The 15,634-nt window shown below is 70.0% G+C and carries 12 protein-coding genes; 5 read left to right on the top strand and 7 right to left on the bottom strand.

The genetic code is table 11. The features are described from left to right. Positions 1-100 precede the first annotated feature (100 nt). Positions 101-1,459, bottom strand: coding sequence for a hypothetical protein (locus ACIGO6_RS39480; RefSeq protein WP_399885269.1), 1,359 nt, complete (start codon positions 1,457-1,459; stop codon positions 101-103). A gap of 120 nt (positions 1,460-1,579) precedes the next feature. On the opposite strand from ACIGO6_RS39480, the gene ACIGO6_RS39475 reads away from it, so the two are divergent. Further along, on the top strand, positions 1,580-1,843 hold the full coding sequence (locus ACIGO6_RS39475) for a hypothetical protein (RefSeq protein ID WP_024127329.1): 264 nt from the start codon (positions 1,580-1,582) through the stop codon (positions 1,841-1,843). Continuing rightward, positions 1,840-2,205 (top strand): hypothetical protein, encoded by a 366-nt coding sequence (locus tag ACIGO6_RS39470; protein ID WP_027734645.1) that lies wholly within the window; start codon positions 1,840-1,842, stop codon positions 2,203-2,205. Before ACIGO6_RS39475 ends, ACIGO6_RS39470 begins: the two co-directional genes overlap by 4 nt. 32 nt (positions 2,206-2,237) lie before the next feature. Here ACIGO6_RS39470 and ACIGO6_RS39465 read toward each other — a convergent pair whose 3' ends face one another. From ACIGO6_RS39465 to ACIGO6_RS39450, 4 genes are all read right to left on the bottom strand, one after another. Next, on the bottom strand, positions 2,238-2,453 hold the full coding sequence (locus ACIGO6_RS39465; RefSeq protein WP_399885267.1) for a hypothetical protein: 216 nt from the start codon (positions 2,451-2,453) through the stop codon (positions 2,238-2,240). Then, positions 2,450-2,746, bottom strand: a complete 297-nt coding sequence (locus ACIGO6_RS39460) for a hypothetical protein (protein ID WP_399885265.1) — start codon at positions 2,744-2,746, stop codon at positions 2,450-2,452. The genes ACIGO6_RS39465 and ACIGO6_RS39460 overlap by 4 nt, the downstream gene beginning before the upstream one ends. 401 nt (positions 2,747-3,147) lie before the next feature. Continuing rightward, positions 3,148-4,110 (bottom strand): hypothetical protein, encoded by a 963-nt coding sequence (locus tag ACIGO6_RS39455; protein WP_399885263.1) that lies wholly within the window; start codon positions 4,108-4,110, stop codon positions 3,148-3,150. Beyond that, complete coding sequence (locus ACIGO6_RS39450) at positions 4,107-4,646, bottom strand: hypothetical protein (RefSeq protein WP_399885261.1); 540 nt, start codon at positions 4,644-4,646, stop codon at positions 4,107-4,109. Before ACIGO6_RS39450 ends, ACIGO6_RS39455 begins: the two co-directional genes overlap by 4 nt. A 655-nt stretch (positions 4,647-5,301) precedes the next feature. Between ACIGO6_RS39450 and ACIGO6_RS39445 the strand changes: the two genes are divergently transcribed. From ACIGO6_RS39445 to ACIGO6_RS39435, 3 genes are read left to right on the top strand one after another with little or no spacing between them, the layout of a single operon-like run. Next, a complete protein-coding gene (locus tag ACIGO6_RS39445; protein ID WP_399885259.1) occupies positions 5,302-6,006 on the top strand; it encodes a hypothetical protein in 705 nt (234 codons plus the stop codon). After that, positions 6,003-8,012: a hypothetical protein gene (locus ACIGO6_RS39440; protein ID WP_399885257.1), complete on the top strand. Its 2,010-nt coding sequence runs from the start codon at positions 6,003-6,005 to the stop codon at positions 8,010-8,012. Before ACIGO6_RS39445 ends, ACIGO6_RS39440 begins: the two co-directional genes overlap by 4 nt. 41 nt (positions 8,013-8,053) lie before the next feature. Beyond that, positions 8,054-10,144, top strand: coding sequence for a hypothetical protein (locus ACIGO6_RS39435; RefSeq protein ID WP_399885255.1), 2,091 nt, complete (start codon positions 8,054-8,056; stop codon positions 10,142-10,144). 309 nt (positions 10,145-10,453) lie between these two features. Here the strand turns inward: ACIGO6_RS39435 and ACIGO6_RS39430 are convergent, their stop codons facing one another. Continuing rightward, a complete protein-coding gene (locus ACIGO6_RS39430; protein ID WP_399885253.1) occupies positions 10,454-11,656 on the bottom strand; it encodes a hypothetical protein in 1,203 nt (400 codons plus the stop codon). Beyond that, on the bottom strand, positions 11,653-15,390 hold the full coding sequence (locus ACIGO6_RS39425; protein ID WP_399885271.1) for an SNF2-related protein: 3,738 nt from the start codon (positions 15,388-15,390) through the stop codon (positions 11,653-11,655). Before ACIGO6_RS39425 ends, ACIGO6_RS39430 begins: the two co-directional genes overlap by 4 nt. Between the last annotated feature and the right edge of the window lie 244 nt (positions 15,391-15,634).

Below are 15,634 nucleotides of genomic sequence, written 5' to 3'. Positions count from 1 at the left end.
AGTCCGGTCCGGGAGCAACGGCTCAATCCGCGCCCACTGCGCATCAGTCAACGGCACACCCGGACCAACGACCGACTGATCCAAACGAAACTGCCAGCCGTCAGGCGCTGGAAGCCTCGGTCGATCCGATACCGGAGGCGATGAGGTTAAAGACCCGCTCGTCTCCTCGGACGTCTTCCAGAATCGGCGTCCACTGGCGCCTACGCCCCTCGCCGAGGTGGCTCGTGAGGGTGTAGAGCTCGACGAGGTAGCCGGGCATGGCACGCCCCCAGCACTGGTCGTTGTCGTTCCACTCCGTAAGGACTTGCTCCAACTCCGGCAAGGTCAGGAAGCCTGCGCACGGAAGGACGGCCTTCTCCGCAACTTCCTGCCCGCGGTCAAAGGAGCCCACGTCCTTGAGGAGGGCCGGAAGGAACGGCGTGAAGTAGGGGTCGGGGCGCTGCGCGATGATGTCTGCACGGGGGATGTACCAGAGCTTGGAGAACGCTTCGATGAGCGCGGGGAGCGTCGCACGGAGCTCGGGGTGGGCGACCAGGGCCAGGGCCTGGGCCTCGGCGGTGGTGATCTCTTTGTACGGCGCCCGGTTCCCGATCGTCTCGATCTTCGCGTTCAGGAGATTGCGCACGGGAGTGCCCAGGGAGGCCCAGAAGGCGGGGAGGTCGCCGAGCCGACCGAGTGCCTGAAGTTGGACGGAGGGTTCGGCCGTCTCAAGGCGGGCCATTTGCTTGGCGACGGCCTTCTTGACGAGGTCGGCATCGCGTTCGGCGAAGCTGCGCAGGCACTTGGCCATCCGGTCGGCGAACTTCTCCGGTTTGATTTTGATCGCGGGGTCTTCGATCGCGAGGACAGCGAACTTGGCCGCGGCCTCGACGACCTTGGACCTGGCGCTGGGACGAACGCGGTCGAAAAAGGTGTGAGTGAGGTACTCAGTGTCGTAGACGAAACCGGGGTCTACGACGTGCTTGAGGAAGCTGCCGACGATCTTGCGGCCCTGGCTCGGAGGATGGATGAGAACGGCCTCCAGCGCGGCCACGAGGTGGGCGCGGGCGTACTCCATCGTCGGCTCGTAGAGCTCGCCGAGGGGGCGGATGGACGGATGTGCACAGAGATGGCGGTCGTCGCGGATCCGCTCCAGCTGCTTGCGCTGGGTGAAGTCGATCAGCTCGAGCTTCTCCGCCGTGTCGAGCAGAGCCTTCTCCAGGGCGAGCATGATCGGAATCGCTTCCGACTCCGCACTGCCCTGCGCTCGCTCCACATCGGCAACCAGGTCCTTCGCGTGGCTCTCGCCCTCTTCATGGAGGATCTGGGCCTTGGCGATGAGGTCGGCGCAGACAGCTGTCCAGGTCAGGACGATCGCGCCGCGGGCCGAGCCGGAGACGTAGCACCGGTACGCCTCGCGGACGAGGGGACGCAGGTCCGGATTGAACACGCGGTTCACGCGCTCTTCAAGGTCGATCATGTTGCCCCTCCGGCGCGCCCGTCCCACTTGCCCCCCGGAATGATCTCACCACCGCTCCGGTCCCGGGCCGACGTCCCCATTTGCTATGCACTGGTACCAGCACATAGCTACAGTGCTGGTATGGGAAAGCAGACGAACATCCGCCTGGATGAAGAGGTCAAAGCAGCCGCCGAGGACCGGGCCAAGCGCCGGGGCCTGAGTTTGCAGGGGTACGTGGCCGACCTGATCGAGGCGGACGTGAATCAGTCCCGCGCGGCCTTCATGGCCGGCGCCGCATCGTTCCTGGCCGCGTACACGGACGTGTTCGATGCGGAAGTCGGTGAGGACCGGTACCCCGGTCTCCCGGATGCCCCGGCGGAGACGGCACCGAGGGATGCCGCGTGAACCTTCGGATTGACCTCGCGTGGATCCTGGCAGTGGCGCAGCAGATTCCGGGAGACCCCCAGGTCGTCGACTACGGCGTCCCGGTAGCGGCGGAAGCACGTCACCGGGCGGAGATCCTTGACCACGAGGTCTACCCCGAACCTCATCACAAGGCTGCGGCGCTGCTGTGCGAGCTGGCGAGAAACCCGAGCCTGGAGATGCGGAATCTGCTGTTCGCGGCCACGGTGACCGCGGCCTACCTGTCGGCGTGCGGGATGCCGGTGGGCCCTGGCCTGGACACCGTTCTCCCGCTGGCCCGCGCCGCCCGGGACGGTCTACCGGTGCGGGAGGTCGCCGCTCAGATCAAGACCTGGACGAGCTGATCGAGCAGGCTCTGCACGCGGTCCGTACCGAGTCAGGAATCCAGGTCATCAACGAGCGTCGGCCGGCCATCCGTATCGGTGAGGCGTGCCGTCAGACCCAGCAGGGCCATCACGGAGATGGAGCCCAGCAGGATGGCCAGCCACCCCACAGTCCACGAAGTGATACGAAGGCGGATCACAAGGGGCGTGAGGAGCAGCATGACGACGACCGCGCCCGACATGAGAAGCCAAGAGCCCTTCATGATCACGGTTCCGCTGGGGTGTCCGCGTCGTGCACAGCGCGGACGGCGCGGGTTGCGGCGGGGAAGTCAGGGTGGCTCTTCCACTGGTCGGCCATGGCCATGAGCGCGTCGAGAAGGCGGCGGGCATCGTCGGTGTTGCCCGCGTGAACCGCAGTAGCGAACCCCTGGCTGAGTTCGTGGGCGTCGCGCCAGGACTGGACGTACGCGTCGTGGCCATCCGGGTGTTGTTCGTCCCGGAGATCGTCCTGTCGGTCGCGAACGAACTGGTAGACGCCTACACCGGCCTGCAGATCCAACATTCTTCTCCTCACCGGCGCCGCGAGCGATCCGTGCCTTGCCCATTCTCCTCTACGCCTCGCATCGCACCTTCCAACCGCCAGCCGACGTAACCGGTTTCGCCGCCCGCAGCGGCTGGCAGCAGCCACGTTGGCCGAACGGAGCCCGACGAGGCACTCCTGGCCGGCCCTGGTACCTGCCTGGTCGGCGATCGCCTCTGCGGCACCGAGGGCTTCCAGGGCGGAGTCGGCATTCTGCGAATGTCCGATGCTTGAGGACGCTCGCGCGAGCAGGTGCGCAACACGTCGGTAGGGGTCGGCCGCCGCACAGCGAGCCGATCCAGCGGTCGAAGTGGCCGGAGGGCTGGGAGTGGGTGGCGCCGCGGAGCATGGTCACCCTTCGGGGCGTGGGGGGCAGGAGCCGGTCACCAGCGCCGCAGGTCTTTGCGTAGCTGTTCGTACCAGCTACGGCGATGCCGGTCGGCGTCCGAGGGCTCGGGGCCGAGGGCGACGACCTGGTCGGTGATGTCGTAGGTGAGGCGGTAGAGCAGGACGCGGGTGGCGGTCTCCAGCCACTGGTCCGTTGCTCGGGCGGGTGGTGCTGCTCCGAGGACGGTGACGAACCAGGCGGGCAGCAGTGCGCGGCTGCTGACGGCGTCGGCCAGGCGGCTACGCAAAGCCATCGTGAGGCGCTTCTCAGCGCGGTCGCCAGCCGACATCGCCGGCTGTTTGTCCGCGCGGGCCGAGGCGTCGTCCGCCAGGGCGGTCGCGGACTCCTCGGCATGTGGGGCCTGTCGGGCAAGGTCCTGGCGAAGTCTTGCCTCGCCGGCGATTGCGGTGCGGAGCCGACCCGCGGCCTCGGAATGACCGGTGGTGCCGTAGCGGCTGGCTGTGAAGGCGCCGATAGCGTCGACGACTGCTGCGAGCGCTGTCCGATGCCTGTCGGCTGTTTCCCGATGGTGCCGGACGCGCACCTGGTGGGTGTGGCGGTCGTGGTCGCCCAGGAGCAGGCTACGGGCGTTCCAGCCCTTCAGCATGGTGCGGGCGAGGGCGTGCTGGTCTTTGGTGTAGGTGTCCAGATCCGCGGCGGGCACTCCTCCAGAGACCTTGAGCTGGCCGTCGAGCAGCCGCACGTGCTGCGTGAGGCGTTTGATGGCCTGCTCTGTGTCTTCGATGCGGTCGCCCAGCTCCTCTTCAACCTTGTCGATCTTGTCGTCGCACCCGGAGATGTCGCTGCGGATGTCGCGCAGCTCGTAGTCGAGGTCCTCGGTATAGCCGAACTTGCTCTTCAGGCTCTGGTGGTCGCTGTCGAGGTCGTCGATTCGGTGGTCAAGATCGCGGAGGCGGCGGTCGGTATCCCGCAGGCGGCGGTCGAGGTCCTCGGTCACTTCTTCGCCCCCTGCTGTGGAGCATCTGCAGAGGCTCCGCCGATCAAGGCCCAGCCGATGAGGACCGCGATGATCCACCACCAGGCGGACAGCACTCCCAGGGCGACAAGGATCACGAGAACGCACAGGGCGTGCAGAGCGAAGGCGATCCCGCGTTGCTGCTTGTGCTGCTGCACGGTCACCTTGATCGACCACCCCAGCAGCGTGGCCAGCAAGTGGGGTATGAGCAGCAGAAGCCACCAGGCAGTGCGGTCGAGGACGAAGACGGCGGTGATGAGCGCGATGGCCACTGCGGTCTGACCTCGCCACGACCAGCGCACGATCTTCGCGCTCCGCAGCCGCTGCGGCTCGGCCAGCCGTGTCGGCAGCGTCTGCTCGAACGCGAGGAGTTCCTCGGCTCCTTGCACCATGGCGGTGTACTGGCCGTCGAACTCCGGGTCGTCGAAATCGAGTTCTTTGACGCGGACGTGCCGGGCGGCCAGGTCCGAGGTCATGGCCCGGTGTTGCTCGTGCAGGTCGCGTTCCGTCGCGGCCACTGGCTCCCCCCTCTTTCTCCAGCGCGGTATCTCCCCCGCTCAGGCCGTGATCATGTGTGGTCAGGCGGCAGACCGAGTATCGCCCCCGCGGGTTCATGGCATTCAGCGTTGGGCCAGGCTGGCGTGATCTTTGTCGTAAAGGGCTGATGAAGTGCTGTGTGAGGCTGGCGGCGTTCGCGTGCCGACCCGCCCGCCGGGCGGACGGCCGCTGGTCACGGTGGACGGTGGAGCACGAGCGCCTGGTGCCAGCGACCGTGTCGGCTGTGAGCGGGGGCAGAGCACGCGGCGGGCAGCGCTGCGGTACAGGCGCGACGTTCACGCCCCCGAAGGTTTTCGGGTCGTATCGGAGCCCGGGAGCGGACTCGGTGCGGTCGGTCTCAGACACTGACGCTGCCCGGTCCTGGCAGGGGCAGGCGCAGCGCCGGTACACCTTCGGGTGATCCTGCTTGTCTGCGCGCCGGCCCCACGGTAGACGTCAGTAGGTGCGGGCCCGTCGGCCCGCTGGGATGGGTCTATGTGTGCGGGAGGACACTCTGCGGCCGACAAAGGGCGGCGGGCGACGGCGAATTCCCTTGACGGCATCTGGTCTGCCGGACCGTCCACCTGCCAGGATGACACCTGGTGACGGAGCGGACGGCTGGTGTGAAGGAGCACGATGGTCGCACCCTTAGCGGTACGCAAGGCAAGCCGCTGGCAGGACTCCGTCCGGCTACTGCTGCTGATCGACGCGGCCGCCAAGCCGCCGGCCCAGGGCGAGGATGTGCCCGCAGCGACGGCGGGCGTGGTCCACACACAGGTTCGCCTGCAGAAGCTGGACTTCTGGGTGCGCTACCCGGACTATCTGGCCTTCGAGCTCATGAACGAGTACGAGACGGCGCCGGACGAAGAGGGACTGCTCAGTCTCGCCTCGGACATCCTGGACTCGGAGGAGCCGGACCTGAGGCGCTTTCCGATGCTGCGTCACAAGTTTGGTGCCTTTGAAGAGTTGGATGACGCACTGGCGCCGCTGGTAGAGCGCGGGCTGATCCGCAAAACGCAAGTTCTTGGCAGGAGCGGCCAGAAGCGCGTCGTCGAGCACGTCTACTTCCTCCTCGAACGCGGCCGCGAGGTGGCCCGGTCGCTGGTGCAGGACGCCCCGGCGCTGGAGTGGTACGTCAAGCGCACCCAGCTGGTCGTGGCGCTGGTCGACGGGCTCGGCGGTACACAGATCAAGAACCGGCAGTACCTGTTGAGCGACTACGCCGACACCCCGTGGAGGCAGTACATCTCGCCCATCACCGAGCAGGCCCGCGCACGGTTGCGTCAGCTGAAGGCTGCCGCCCAGATGCCGGAGTCCGACGTCGCCCAGGAGGCCTCGTGACCGCGTCGCCCGAGACAACCACCCCGGAGGTCCCCGAGGTTCCGCGGGCCGGCGACATTCTGCAGGGTGTCGCCGAGAAGCTGGGACTGACCCCGGAGCAGGTGGAGCGGTCGCTCGCGGAGGCCAATATCGCCCTGAAGAGTCCGGCAGCGGCCGACCGCCGACTGCGGATGCTGCGCCTTCGGGTCCACGGGGTGAAGCACTCGGGCGATCCCTTCAGTGTGGAGCGGGACTTCTCGGCCGGCGTGTGGGCGATCGTCCACCCCGACAACAGCGCGGGGAAGACGAGCCTGCTGGAATTCCTGGTCTGGCCGCTTCGTGGAGAACCTCGCGATCTGCCTTTGGACGTCCGTTCCTGGGTGCGGCACCTGAGCATGGACGTCGCGGTGGCCGGACGCCCCATCCGGATTGTCCTGGATGTCGATCCCGGCGCTCATCCGGCGCTGACCGGGCGGATCCTCACCGCGGACACCGTGGAGCAACTGCTTGCCGCGGGCGACGGCGGGGAGGGTCTGCGGCTGCTGGAGCAGGCTTCCGGAGCTGACGAGGTGGACCGTAGCATCGGCAGCTTCTTCCTCGATGCGCTGCGGATGGGGCACACGAGCCTGTGGCAGGCCGGCGGCGGCGCCGACGGCGAGGGCGCACCTCAGGTCCATGGGTGGGCGTCGTACTTCGGAGCGTGCTATCTCAACCCGGGGGGCGATGAGATCCTTCTCGGGGATGTCAACGCCGTGGGCCTGTCCGCCCGGCTGATGGAGCTCTTCGTCGACATCCCCTACAGCACCGTGCTCACTCAGCTGTCGGTCGCCGACAAGCGCGAGCGCAAGACCCTCGCTCAAGGAAAGCGCCGTGCGGAAGGAGACGCCGACGCCCGCAGGGCCGAGCGCACCGCGTGGCAGGAGCAACTGGAGCAGCTTTCCCAGCAGATCGCCGAACTTCGGGACGTGGCGAGCCGGGATGTGTCCCCCTTGCTCCAGGCCGCCGACCAGGCGGCAGCAAGGCTTCGGGACACGCAGGGTGTGCTCCATGAGGCCGAACAGAGCCTGACCGAGACGAACTCGGCGCGGGTGCGCGCCGACCAGGCGCTGCTGGACGCCCGTGAGACCTGGCAGGCGCGGCGGGTGCTGGGCCGGCTCGATCCGGTGTGCTGTCCGCGATGCGAGGAGCCTCTCGATCGTGACCGTCGCCAGCAGGAGCGTGAGGAGGCCTCCTGTGCCGTGTGCACCCGGCCGCTGCCCGAGGTCGACGAAGAAACCGCCGAAGTACTGCTGCAGGACTTGGAGCAGCAGCTCGAGAGCGCGCGGGAGGCGGAGGACGCAGCGAGTCGGCAGCGCGATGCCGCGGCGGCCGCGGTGAACGCCGCGGTCGGCGAGCAGCAGGCGGCCGCGGCCGCGCTGCAGACGGCGCTGGCGACATCGCAGAACCATGAGCGCCTTCGCCAGCTGGAGCTTCAGGCAGCCGGCTTGGAAGGACGCCTCGCCGCCACCGGCTCCGGGCCGGAAGAGCCGCCCGTTCCCGTGTCCGCCCAGGTCCTGGAGGCCGTGACCGACGCCGTACGAGAGGCCGTCGACGCGGCCGCCAAGCGGCTTTTTCCGGCGATGAATACGCAGATCGTTGAGCTGGCGACCCGGTTCGGGGTTCAGAACCTCGACAGCGTCCGGCTCGACCGCTCCGGCCGGGTCAACGCCGTCAAGGCCGGGGTGAAGACCTCGTTCAAACGCCTCAGCCGCGGTGACCGGCTGCGCATGCGGATCGCCACGGTCATCGCGCTGCTGCGTGTCGGTGCAGACCGCGGCGTGGCCGCCCATCCCGGTCTGCTGCTGATTGACTCCGTCGCCGCCGAGGAGGTCACCGAAGTACCGGCCCGAACTCTGATCGCCGAGCTGCAGGCCATCACCAAGGACCTGCCGGATCTGCAGGTCGTGCTGACCACCGCCCAGCCCGAACTCGTCGACGATCTGCCTGCCGACCACCTCATCACCCGCGATAGTGAACACCTGTTCTAAGCTGCTCGCTTCCGGCGCGGCCCAGCAGAGAGGAGAGGACAGTGGCTCCGAGCGTGGACCAGGCCCTCCAGGCGTGGGCCAGCCGGGCGAGCGATGACGAACTGAACGCCGGACCCCGCCTGGAGGACCTCGGCGGAGCAGACGCCGTCGCGGCCGAGGCGGACACGCTGGCCGCCGGGCCTCAACTGCCCTACCTTCTCACCGCGCTGGCTCACAGCCTCGACACCATCCCGGCCGACCAGGCTGCTCCCCTGCTCTCGGCCGCGGCCCGGGGCCTGCGCCGCCCTCACTCGGCGTGGGTCCTCACCGACGCCCTCGACGTCGTGTGCACCCAGCCGGAACTGGCCGACCGCCTGGGCAACCGAACCGTACGAGATCTGGCCACGCTCGCAGAGGACGCGCTCGCCGGCGACTGCGACGCCGCCCTCGCCCAGCCGGCGATCGCCGGCCTGCTGCGCCTGGCGGTAGCCGGAGGCTCCCCGCACCGTCTGCTCGCGCTCCTCACCGAGATCACCGGCAGCGAGCCTGCCGACGCCCTCGAACGCCTGCCGATCCTGATCGGCATCGCCCGCGACCACTTCGCCGACACCGATCCCCTCCTCGACGTCCTCAGCGCCCTGGAGAATCAGCCCGACCTGAACCCGGCCACCCGAGCCGACGCGAGCTTCGAACTTGCCCTGGCCGACGAGCGAACCGCGCTGGAGGCCGCCGACCCCAACACCGCCGACGAACAACTGCGGCGAGCCCTGATGCGGTTCACCGAGCTCGACCGCACCCACGAGGCACGCCTGGACGCCCGCGCCCACGCCGCCGCCATCGAAGCCGTCCTCGCCTTCGCCGACCTCGAACAGAACCCGACGGGTGACAACAGCGCCCGGCAACGACTCACCGACGCAGCCGACCAGCTGGACACCACGGCCGCGCACCTCGCCGCCTGGACCGGCCGCATGCACCAGCTCGACTGGCTCAGCGCCCGCAGCCTGACCCAAAGCGCCTGGTCGAAGCTCGTGACCACCCTCAACGCCGCACAGACACACCTGGACCAGCCCAGCTGGTACAGCCCCGCCGACGCCCTGAGCGACCTCCTGCAGATCTACCTCGCCAGCCGCAGCATCCACGCCCCCGCCAACGACTCCCCGGGCCTCACGGCACTGATCAGCCCGGCCGTGGAAGCACCGTTCGTGCGCAGTCAAGGCCTGCTGCACCAGCTCGAGCAAGCCCTCGCCCACGACCCCCAGTTCACCGACCACCCCGACGCCCAGACGCTGTACGACGCTGTACGCCAACGGCGCCAGAAGTCGGCTGGTGAAGCGGCACGGCAGGAGGGGGTGCCGGGAAAAGCCCTGGAGGGCCGTCCCGCACTTGCCGCGCTCTTTCAGTCTGACGCCACCGGCCTGCGTGACGACCTCGACCCGCACAAGCTCGACCGGCTCGAGCAGCTCGCGCACCAGCTCGCCAGGGGCTACACCCCCACCGGCAATGCCCGCGTGGACACCCACCTGGAGACCCTGCTCGACATCCTGAAGACCAGCCCGGCCTGGAAGCCGAGCGACAGCCACTACTTCACCCCCCTGCTGGAGCACTTCCTGCGTTTCCTCTACGACCGCTTCGATGCCCAGGCCAACCTCTACGGCGAGCGCACCGCCTACCTCGGGCCGGCGCGCAAGGACGCCGACGGCACCGTCGTCCCCTGGAACGAGAAGAACCTCCAGGACGACTTCCACCAGCACCTCAGTCCTCTCTTCCCACCGGGCACCGTGGAGCGGGAGAAGTGGGACGTCGCCAGCGGGCGCGCCGACGTCATCTACACGCCGGAGCCCGGCAGCCGCTTCGTCTCCGAGATCAAATGGCGCACCACGCCGTGGAAGACCCAGCAAACCGTCGAGCGGGACTACCTCGCCCAGGCCGCGAACTACACCGCCACCGGACCACCTTTCGCTCTGCTCCTCGTCGGCGACGCCAGCGACCACTCCGGCGGCTACCGCGACATCGAAGACAGCATCTGGATCATCAGACATGCCCGTAGTGCCACTGAAATCCCCCGCCTGATCGTGGCCGGCGTCCTCCCGACCGCACGTCCGACCCCGCACTCCCTACGCCTACGACGCTCGGCGGGGCAAGCGGGTCGGTGAGTGCCTCGCGGGCCTCGGCATAGCGGCTGATCATCCACACCGGCTCGCTCGCAGAGGTGAGACCCTGATGGATGGGACGGGCCGCGTTCAGCCCCCGGTGGGAAGCAGTCTGCGCGGCCTCAACGACGGCTTCCAGTGAGTCACCAGCGAGGCGAGCCGTCTTCGCGCAAGCGCGGGCGGACTGCTCGCGGCGCCGCTCCTCGAGCCGGTCGACGATGAAGTGGCAGACGCGTACGCCGGTCTGCGGATCCAACGGCATGTGGTGGGTCTTTCGACCTCGGTGACGTCCGGTTCAGGTCGCCGGTGGGGCTATCGCCTGAGTGGTCGTGCGGCGCGGGCGCGCCGTGCGGCGCGGAAGGCCTCGGCGGGATCGTCGCAGGCTCCGGGCGCGGGACGCCACTCGTCGGCACGCCAGAGAGTGAAGGGGTACCAGCGGCCGTCGGGGCCCGGGCGGATCTGGACTCCGGCGGTCGTGTCGGTGAGCGAACCGCCGTCGATGGTGATGGTCCCGAGGCCGACAGCGCGGGAGGCGTGCACGGTCTCTCGTGCCCGTTCGAGGACGTCAATGGTTGCTGGGGTGGCAGCCAGGGTGGCGTGGGCGCCGGCCGGGCCGCCGTGGCGGTAGCCGATCATCATCGCCCGCAGGGTGGCTTCGGGGATGCCGGTGGCGTACTGGGCGACCTCCAGATGGTCCGCGCCGTCGGGACTGGCGAGGGTGCGCAGGATGTCAGCCAGCTCGTCGTGGGGCGCAGCGGCGGTGCCGGCCAGGAGGGTCCGAGCGCGGACGGCGGCATCGGTGGCCATCCACATCAGGTCCTGGGATCGGGGCCCGGGAAGGGGTGGGTCGCTCCAAGTGAGGTTGCTGACGGCATCGAGGTCGAGGTCCGACGGGGGCTGTGGGGGACGGTGGGCGGCCAGTGCGTAGAGCTGGGTGGCGCGCACGGTGCCGTTGGTGTCTGCGGGGAGAGGGCCGGGGTCGGCGCCGTCGACGAGGTCGCGTACGTGGGCGGCGAGGGCGCGGGCGGTCATGCCGCGGGCGCCGAGCAGCAAGGAGGGGGTGGCGGCGAGGCGTTCGGCGATGGCGTGGCCGAGGGCTGCGCTGTGGTCGCAGACGCGGTGGGTCCGGCCGGTGGGGCAGGAGCAGGAGAAGGTGATGCCGTCGGCCGGCGGGGCGATGGAGATGCCGCCGGCGTGCCCGGAGTCGGCGATCTTGGCGGGGATCCGGTTGGCGACGAGGTCGGCAACGGCCTGAGGGTCGTCGGCGAGCTTGGCTGCCAGCGTGTCCCATTGGGCCGCGGTCAGCTCGGGGACGTGGATCGCGGCCTGGTGGGTGGCCTTCTTCGCGGCGACGGGGGCGCTGATTCTGCCTGGCTGAGTCTGGATCTGGGCGACGGCGCCGTTGCGCGCGAGGTTGAGGCCCTTGCCGTAGGAGCCGGAGCCGTTGGTGGCGAGGTGGAAGGCCTGTTTCCACGCTCCGGCCAGGGGTGCGAGGGATCGGGCGGTGCCGGTCATCGGGTTCCCAGGGTGACGAGGGCGGTGAGCTCGGTGTCGTCGAGTTCGGTGAGGGCGCCTTCGCCGGAGGTGAGGACGGCGTCGGTCAAGGCACGTTTGCGGGCGAGGAGTTCGTTGATGTGGTCCTCGACGGTGCCTTCGGTGATCAGGTGGTGGACCTGGACGGTGCGGTGCTGTCCGATGCGGTGGGCGCGGTCGGTGGCCTGGTCCTCGACGGCGGGGTTCCAGGGCCGGTCGTAGTGGATGACGTGCTCGGCCCGGGTGAGGGTCAGTCCGGTGCCGGCCGCCTTGACGGACAGGATGAACACCGGGGCGGGGTCGGGGTCGTGCTGGAAGGCGTCGACGAGGTGCTGGCGGCGGGCTGGCGGGGTGCTGCCGTGGAGGAAGCGGACGGAGCGGCCGCGGGCGCGCAGGTGGTGCTCGAGGATGCGTCCCATCTGGACGTATCCGGTGAAGACGAGGGCGGCTTCGCCCCGGTCGGCGAGGGTCGCGGTGAGGTCGTCCAGGGCTGCAAGCTTGCCGGAGCGGTGGGCGAGTTCGGCCGGATCGGCGTCGTCCAGGGGTTCCTTGAGGTAGAGGGTGGGGGTGTTGCAGATCTGGCGTAGGGCCTGGAGCAGCTTCAGGACCAGGCCGCGGCGTTCGATCCCGCTGCTGGTGGTGATCTTGTGCATGGTGTCGCGGACGATCGCCTCGTACAGGCCGGTCTGTTCGTCGGTGAGGGCGACGACGCGGTGGTGGTGGATCTTGCCGGGCAGCTCGGGGGCGATGCCGGGGTCGCTCTTGCGCCGGCGGAGCATGAACGGGGCGATGAGTCGGGCGAGCCCTGCGGCGGCGGGCGCGCCCGGGTCTTTCTCGACGGCGCCGTAGCGGGCGCGGAACGCGGCGCGGGTGCCGAAGAGGCCGGGGTTGGTCCAGTCGAGGATGGCCCATAGCTCCGTGAGGTTGTTCTCGACGGGGGTGCCGGTGACCGCGAGCCGGGACCGGGCGGGTAGGTCGCGCAGTGCCTTGGCGGTGGCGGAGGCCGGGTTCTTAATGTGCTGGGCCTCGTCGGCGACGACCAGGCCCCACTGGGTGGCGGCGAGGTCGGGGTCGCGGCGCAGGGTGCCGTAGGTGGTGATGACGACCGTGGTGTGGCCGAGCGCATCGGGGTCGAGGGTGCGGCCGGTGCCGTGGTACCGGAGAACGGCGGTGTCCGGGGCGAAGCGGGCGATCTCGCGCTGCCAGTTCGTGATGAGGGAGGCTGGGCAGACCACGAGGGTGGGGCCGGCGGCTTCGCCGGCCGTTTCGGCGCGGTGGAGGTGCAAGGCGATGGTCGTCAGCGTCTTGCCCAGGCCCATGTCGTCGGCGAGGAGCGCGCCGAAGCCCAGGTCGAGGGTGTGGGCGAGCCAGGTCAGGGCCCGCTGCTGGTAGTGGCGCAGGTTCGCGTTCAGGCTGGTCGGCGGTGGTACGGGGCGAGGGTCGTCGGGGGCTTGGCGCAGGGCGTCGACGAGGGTTGACAGCGTGCCGGCGGGCCGGACGTCGAGGGTTTCGCCGTCGAGGGTGAGGGTGCCGGACAGGGCGGCGGCGAGCGCGTCGAGAGAGGGCAGGGGCGCCAGTTCGCGGTGGCGGGCGCGGCGGGCAGTGTCGGGGTCGATGAGCAGCCAGCGGCCACGCATGCGGATCAGCGGCCAGGCGGCGTCGGCGAGGGCGGTCATCTCGTCCTCGGTCAGCGGTTCGCCGTCGAGGCTGATGTGCCAGCGGCAGTCCACCAGACGGTCCAGGGCCAGGAAGCCGCTGCCGGGGGTGAACTCGTCGTCGGCGTCGTGGCGGCGGCCGATGACGGCGGTGGCGGTGAGCGCGCCGAGGAGCGCGGGTGGCCAGTGGACGGTGATGCCGGCCGCGGCGAGCGGGGAGACGGCGTGGTCGTGAAGGCGGGCCAGGTCCTCGGCAGAGAGGGTGAGGCGGCGGGGGCGGTCCTGTGCGGCGAGGTCGCCGAGCGGCGGGAAGTGGCGGGCGCCGCGGCGCAGCGCGCGGCGCACCCCGGGCAGCACGGCGGGGGTCAGGGTGGAATGGCTGGGGTGGCCGTCCCAGATGCTGCTCGCCGGCACGGGTTCGTCGTGGTCGTCGGTGGCCAGGAGCAGGACGGCCTGGGCGGTGGGGGCGTGCTCGGTGTTCTCGGGTTCCTTGATGCGCACTGTGATGCGGGCAGCGGGGCAGGGGTCGGCGGCGTCCTCGATCGCGTCGGCCCAGGCCCACAGCTCCGCGCTGGGCTCGGTGTCGGGGGCCGGGGTGCTGGTGAACGGGCCGGGGCCCAGGAGGGGGGCGGCACCAGGGGTTCGGACCATCGCGTCGGCGACGGCGTCGAGCAGGGGCCAGAGGGCGTGCTCGGGCGCCGGGACGCGCAGGGGGCTGTGGCCGGCGAGGAGGCAGTGTCCCTCGGGGGCCATCCGGGCGGCGGCCTCGGTGACGGCGGTGCGCAGTGGATCGGTGATCGGACCGATGCGCCAGCAGCCCTGGCCGTCGGCGGTCAGGGCGGGATAGACGCGCTGCTGGGCCACGCACTCCACGGCCAGGCGAATGCCTGGTCGCCATCCGGTGACGGAGGGGTGCTCGCCTTCGCGGGGGGCGAGGAGTGCGGGTAGGGCGAGGCCGACGGGAACCGCGATGCCCGTCACCGTGGCGCGGCGCGGCATGATGCCGCCGGAGCTGGCGAGGACGAGGTCGCGGGCGACCGGCTGAAGCGGCGGAGGCAGGTGGCCGGGAGCGAGCAAGGGTGCGCCGTCGGGCTGGAACAGCATCCACGCGGTCCGGCCGGGGTGGCGCGAGGGCAGCAGGGTCAGGGCGGCGCCGTCGGCGAGGGCCTGCTCGAGAAGGCGGTGAGCGGCGAACAGATCAGTTGGGCCGGCGGGGAGGGCGCGCGGCGGCTCCTGGTTCTCTGTCGGCGCGGGCGGCATGGGGAGCGCGGGTTGGACGGGCGCGGCCGCCGCCGGTTCGGTCGCAGCCGGGGGCTCGGCGTCGGCGCCGAGGGCGTTCTGCAGGGCCTGGAGGAGCCGGTCGGCTGCTTCGGCTCGGGCCTGCCGCTTGGTGGGGCCGGCTCCTTCGCCGGTGAGCTGCCGACCGCGGTGGATGGCGGTGACCGTGGCCGTGAAGCCGGTGGGCGCCGGTGTGGGGGGCCGGTAGTCGGGCCGGGTGATGTGGCCGGCCTGGTGGAACTCGTTCAAGGCCGACACGGGGTTGGCTTCGACTGCTGGAGCGGGCGCTTGGGGCTGGGCGGCGGGCGTGTCCCAGTTCCACTCGGGTACCGCGCGATCGGCGAGGGGGTCCGGCAGGTCGGCGAGCGCGGCGATGAGGGTGGTCATGGCCTGCTGCCGCGCCGCCTTACGGGTGCGGGCCCGCTGGGCGCTGCCAGTGATGTCACGGCCAGCTGGTGCGAAGGTGGCCTGTGCGACGAAGAACGGCTGGCCGTCATCCCCCTGTCCCTCCCGGACGGTCGCGGAGGGGGTGCGCAGCAGTTGGGCGTGTATGGAGATGATGCTCGGCGCCAGAGCCGGGCTGGCAGCGACGGCAGTGATGGCGGCTTGCTGTACGGGCGGCCAGACGTCTTTTCCGGCCGTCTCGAACAGCACCGTCCGCAGGGCGGCGACGTCGAGGTGGCCCCGGGCGATGCGACGGGTGGCTTCGGACGCGACCGCAGCAGCGGATGTGCCATGGGCGACGACGCGTTGAAGCGTGCTGCGGAAGGCGTCCGCGTCCATCAGGGCCAAGGCCGTGCTCTCGACCGAGGCGTCGGCGCGGGAGGGCGGGATCTGGACTCGGGGTGTCCGGGCGGCCAGCGCTGCGGGACTGATGGGCTGCAGGCGGTCGATGGACAAAGACACTCCCCCAGTAGCCGGACGCCGTCGAGACCACTCACATTGTGACCTGCCGGCGCGTCAGGTCGGCGCCATACACACAGAACACAGATGTTGTGTATTCGTATTTCAGTATGTAGATTGCTCG

This window comes from Streptomyces sp. NPDC053750, from assembly GCF_044544295.1.
Classification (GTDB): domain Bacteria; phylum Actinomycetota; class Actinomycetes; order Streptomycetales; family Streptomycetaceae; genus Streptomyces.
Note: the sequence above shows the minus strand (reverse complement) of the source record. Positions and strands in the feature narration are given on the sequence as shown.